This window comes from Hydrotalea sp., assembly GCA_030054115.1.
In the GTDB taxonomy this organism is placed as follows: Bacteria; Pseudomonadota; Alphaproteobacteria; order JASGCL01; family JASGCL01; genus JASGCL01.
In genome coordinates this window covers 1-4593 of the sequence record JASGCL010000065.1, presented here as the reverse complement: position 1 = coordinate 4593, position 4593 = coordinate 1, and the positions used below count along the sequence as shown (strand labels likewise).

At 50.2% G+C, this 4593-nt stretch carries 3 protein-coding genes; all 3 read right to left on the bottom strand.

What is annotated here, in order from left to right:
* Nucleotides 1-320 precede the first annotated feature (320 nt).
* Nucleotides 321-3476 carry a hypothetical protein gene (locus QM529_07490; protein MDI9314498.1) on the bottom strand — a complete coding sequence of 1052 codons (3156 nt, stop codon included), beginning with the start codon at nucleotides 3474-3476 and terminating at the stop codon, nucleotides 321-323.
* A 33-nt stretch (nucleotides 3477-3509) separates the two neighbouring features.
* Nucleotides 3510-4328, bottom strand: coding sequence for a hypothetical protein (locus tag QM529_07485; GenBank protein ID MDI9314497.1), 819 nt, complete (start codon nucleotides 4326-4328; stop codon nucleotides 3510-3512).
* A 56-nt stretch (nucleotides 4329-4384) separates the two neighbouring features.
* A partial coding sequence (locus QM529_07480) for a hypothetical protein (protein ID MDI9314496.1) occupies nucleotides 4385-4593 on the bottom strand: 209 nt, incomplete at its 5' end.

Here is a 4593-nt window from a genome sequence, read left to right as displayed (position 1 = left end):
GAAATATATTCGCTCGCAATGCTCGCTCATTATTTCTCTATCCTGTGGGCGTGTACACACGCCGACAGGTCGACAAACGTTTTTTCTTCATAAAGATTTCTCATAAAAAAAGGGTGGTTATACATACCCCCCTTGTATACAAGGGGGGATGGATAAAACAAGGAGCGTAGCGACTATGTTTTATAGGGGGGTTAGTCCACATTTCAGATTCGCACAGGGGGTCTAACCCCCCTACAAAATATCTCGGCTTTTACAAAGCCTCGTATTTTGTCTATCCCCCCTTGTTTCACAAGGGGGGTTTTACAGATGTTTTTTCCCGTTTAGAAGTTGACGCCCAACCCCACGCCAACGAAGAGGGCGAGTGGCCCGGCTTTGCTGGTGTAGGTTATGTCGCCCGATGATTTGGTGGCGTCGGCCGAACCTGACGCATCACTGCCGTAATATTTTACATCCTTCATCGCATGCAGGTATTTAACATTGACATCGAAATGGAATAACCCATTGTCATATTCCAACGCCATTTGCGGGGCGAGGACGAAACCCGCATCGTCCTTGGCCGCGCCGCCGGGTGATGTGTCTGGGGCGGCCGCCGTTGCCGCCGCGCCCGACGCACCCAACACAATTTTGTTGTTTGATTTGGCAACCAAATTATCCAATGTTGCCTTTTGCACAGGGTCGGTAACCTGCGAATAAACGCTATAGGGAATGCCGATAGCCGCCGGTATCGATTGGTCAACCGCCAATGTGCCGCCTTTATCCGTTACCGCCTTGATATTATTCAGCAACGATTTTAAATTGGTGGCGTCCTGGGTTTTGCTGGCCAATGTCGATTGCGACAATGGGGCATATGACAGGCTGGGGGCTGTTACCCCCGCGCCGGTGAAACCCAATGTCGGTGCGCCGCTGGCCGCCCACACGCTGTCGGGCACCGCGCCATATTGCATTTTGGTGCCAAATATATCGGCAATGGCCTTTTGCAATTTGCCACGGTCGGCATCGTTCAGGGTGGCACTGCTGTATACGCTGTATGGGATAACCTGCGTCGTAACATCGGCCGCCAGGGTGGGGGTTATCCCCTTGCTGGTTTTTACCGTGTTTATATTGTCCAACAATGTTTTCAACCCATTCGCGGTCGCGGTTTGGTTGGTCAATGTGGCATTGTTCAATGTGCCCGAAAATGGCAATGTCGGGGGGGTCGCGCCAAAATTAATATTTGGCACGCCATTGGGTGCCCATGCGCTGGCCGGCACCGCCTCATACTGCACCTTACCCGCCAATGCGCCACCATTTATTGCGGTTTGCAATTGGGTGCGCTCGGCATTGGTCAGGGCGGTGTAAACACTGTATGGTATGGTAACCACCGCGTTGCTGGCGGTTTTTGTTACCCCCATGTTGTAATTATTCATGGCGGTTAACAATGTTTGTAACCCCGTGGTGGTTTGCGCCGCGGCTGACCAGGTGTTGTAATCAACATCGGTCAGGGCAAGCTTAACCCCGGTCGGGGTGGCCGCATTCCCCTTTAACCAAATCAAGGTTGATTTTTGCGTTGCGTCGGTTATTTGTGAATAAACGCTGTATGGCACATTAACCACATTGTCGGCCGCGCCACGGGCAAAACTTGCGCTCCATGTATTTATGGTGTTCAGCAACCCGCTTAATGTGCTGGCGTTACCCGTCGCCGCCGTTGACCAGGTGGCATAGGGAACGTCAAGGTCAACCTTACCATTGGTCCGCAAGCTTAATAAGGTTGATTTTTGCGTTGCGTTGGTTATTTGTGAATAAACACTGTGCGGCACATTAACCACCAATTGAGACGCCGAACGGGCAAAACTGGTGCCCCATGCGCTGATGTTATCCAACATCGTCCCCAATTGGCTGGCGTTACCCGCCGCGGTTGACCAGGTGGCATAGGGAACGTCAAGGTCAACCTTACCATTGCTCTTCAAGCTTAATAAGGTTGATTTTTGCGTTGCGTCGGTTATTTGTGAATAAACACTGTGCGGCACATTAACCACAGGGTCGGCCGCGCCACGGGCAAAACTGGTGCCCCATGTGTTGATATTCGCCAACATCGTCCCCAATTGGCTGGCGTTACCCACCGCCGTTGACCAGGTGGCATATGGAACATCGGCAAATGTTATAGCACCGCCAAACGTGCTTATCATCATTTGCTTGGTTATGGCTGTATTATTCACCGTCAGCCCCGCCGCGCCGGTGTAATCAGAATAGCTAAATGTAACATTGTCAGCCGCTGAGGCGTAGTCAAAACTAACCTGCGCTATAAGTCCAGGATTCTTTAGATAAGTATAATCTAACCCCACCATGTTCCTTATCCACCCGGGGCGAGCGGCATCGCCATCAGCAATCGTCCTAAAAAAATGATTCCATACGGTGACAGGCACAAAAAGAGTATTACCAACAACAGTCCCCCCTTCTAATCTATCATAGTATGGTGCCAACAATCCCAACCCCGATTCGGTTGTTATGGCTTTTGTCCACACGCCACGGGCTATCGGCGTGTATGTGTCCACCACCCTTATGGTTTCCCAATGTTTAAATGCCTCGCCTATCTGCGCATCGGTGAAGCCGGTTGATCCGCTTCCCCCCCCACTCCTGGTGGCGCATCGGCTTGCTGATAATTGCGACCTATCATCCCACCACTTGCTATCAGTAAAAACCATGTCGGCGGGGAAGCGGTTACCAGGAGCACCAGTACCAATGGTGAGAAGAGTGATATTACTTGTTACGCAATCGCCACCCGGGCCAACCGGGTTCCAAGTTGTGCAAGCCCCCGCCGCGTTCGTGGTTTTGCATGACTCAGCTATCCCAAAATCGGTGCTTTGTGGGCCACCATTACCGATTCCTGCTATGGGATCTACTTGCTTAACAGAAATATAACTCGCCCCACCCGCAACCCGCGTGCCACCGCTTTGTGCGGCATTGCTTGGCGTGCCGTTGGCTTTCCATTTAACGTCTGAAATGCTGAAACCCACACCCATGCCCAATCGCAAACCCCAATGGTCGGCGGAATCCAATTTAAACCGATAACTTGGCACCACGGTCATTACGTGATACGCCGCGTCGTAATTGTAATTACTGCCGGCATTGACCCCCGTGCCCGCGCCGTTCCATTTATGGTTAAAACCCATGTAATCGGCCGCCAGGCCGAAACCGGTTTTGCTGGTCCAGCCCAAACTGGCCCCGTAACCAAACCCGCCCGCGCCGGCCGACGTGTTGTCGCCCAAACTGGCCCCGCCGTCGGTTTTGGTTTTTTCCCAACCGCCGGCGAAATTATAAACATAACCAACATCGGCCTTGACCATTAACTTCCCCGCCACCTTATCGGCCAGCAATGGGCCCTTTGTGCCCGTGCCAGAATTCGACGGCTTAGCCGTTTGCGCCATGGCAAGGTTGCCACTGGCCATTATGCCGACCACGGCCATCAGCATGATATTTTTGGTAATATTTTTTTTCATTTTAATCCCCTCCCATTTAAAATAAATAAATTGTTAGAAGCTAAAATTAGCCGCCGCGCCAATTTGGCCGTAGGAGAACCCGATGAATCCATCCTCTGGCTGTGACTCAGCGCTCCATGATTGGCGATTAGAAGCAGAAAAGGTTTCCTTATACGGCGCACCACCAACATAACCCCATTTGCCCGTGATATTGATGGCGATGTTGTTGGTGATGGCATAACCAATGCTCGCCCCCAACCCAATTGCCCAGGTGTGAGCGTTATATATACGGTCAGCGTATTGAGAGCGATCATTAGTATCGTAAACCTTCATCACGTTTGACTTAAAGGCATAACCCCCCTCTAATTTTGGGGTAATGATGAGTTTATTAGCGATAGAAAATTGATAGCCAACAACCGCCAACACCGGCACAAGCAAAGTGCTATATTCTAAATTGTAGCCATCAGAATGATTAGCATAGGAGGATTTAAAATTCTGGATAAAATAATCAACCCCGGTATTTACCCCATAAACCAGACCGCTTTGGTTGGCCGATGGCCCAAACAGCAAGTTAAGGGTTGCGCCACCACCAACCGCGGCACCATTATAGAGTAATGCGCTCTCTTTTCGCCGAGCCGCGGTGGGTGCTGTTTTGTTAGTCCAAGAGGCATTTATTTGGTCATCGACCGACAGAATGGTCGCGTGGCCGTCGATACCAATGGTAAAGGCGGTTTTGGCCGTTAACTTACTGCCAGCCAGCAATGCGCCCTTGGCGCCAGCACCAGCCGTTTGCGCCATGGCAAGGTTGCCACTGGCCATGATGCCGACCATGGCCATGCCGGCCAATATATTGTTTCGTAATGTTTTTTTCATTTTAATCTACCTCCGTTTAAAATAAAATATTATAAAAATAGAAAATATGCTTAATGCTACCCTCGATTGAAACTTACAATAGCCCCCCCCCCCGTCAAGGGTTTTTTTATGCAATTTTGCATAAATTCTTTGATAATGGTGGTGGTGATAATCGCCAAGTCCTCTCTATAGATAAAAAACGAGATAAAAACCGACCAAGCAGAAAAAACCCTTGACATCGCCCATTTTGTTCTATATTTGTATTTTATATGTTCTTTATTTGTTC